This is a genomic window from Caballeronia terrestris, assembly GCF_001544515.1.
GTDB classification, from domain to species: Bacteria; Pseudomonadota; Gammaproteobacteria; order Burkholderiales; family Burkholderiaceae; genus Caballeronia; species Caballeronia terrestris.
The window spans coordinates 1-560 of record NZ_FCOL02000619.1 but is presented as its reverse complement, the minus strand read 5'-3'; the positions used below and the strand labels follow the sequence as shown (position 1 = coordinate 560).

The window sequence follows — 560 nt, the reverse complement described above, 5'->3', positions numbered from 1 at the left end:
ATCGCGTCGGAAGGCAACGTCGGCGACTGGGAGTCGACCAAGAACGCGTTCGACAAGGTCAAGGCCGAAGTCGGCGAAGTCGATATTCTCGTGAACAACGCCGGCATCACGCGCGACGTCGTGTTCCGCAAGATGACGCACGAAGACTGGACGGCCGTCATCGACACCAACCTGACGAGCCTCTTCAACGTGACGAAGCAGGTGGTCGACGGGATGGTCGAGCGCGGCTTCGGGCGGATCATCAATATTTCGTCGGTGAACGGCCAGAAAGGGCAGTTCGGCCAGACGAACTATTCGACCGCGAAGGCCGGCATCCACGGCTTCACGATGTCGCTTGCGCAGGAAGTGGCGACCAAGGGCGTGACGGTGAACACCGTGTCGCCGGGCTACATCGGCACGGACATGGTGAAGGCGATCCGTCCGGAAGTGCTCGAGAAGATCGTTGCGACGATTCCGGTGCGCCGCCTCGGCCGTCCCGAAGAAATCGGTTCGATCGTGGCGTGGCTGGCATCGGACGAGTCGGGCTTCTCGACCGGTGCGGACTTCTCGCTGAACGGCGG

General features: G+C 62.3%; 1 protein-coding gene. It reads left to right on the top strand.

Annotated features, from left to right (window positions below; genetic code table 11):
• Positions 1-560: acetoacetyl-CoA reductase (gene phbB / locus AWB67_RS39245; protein ID WP_087660951.1), on the top strand; the 560-nt coding region annotated here is incomplete at both ends.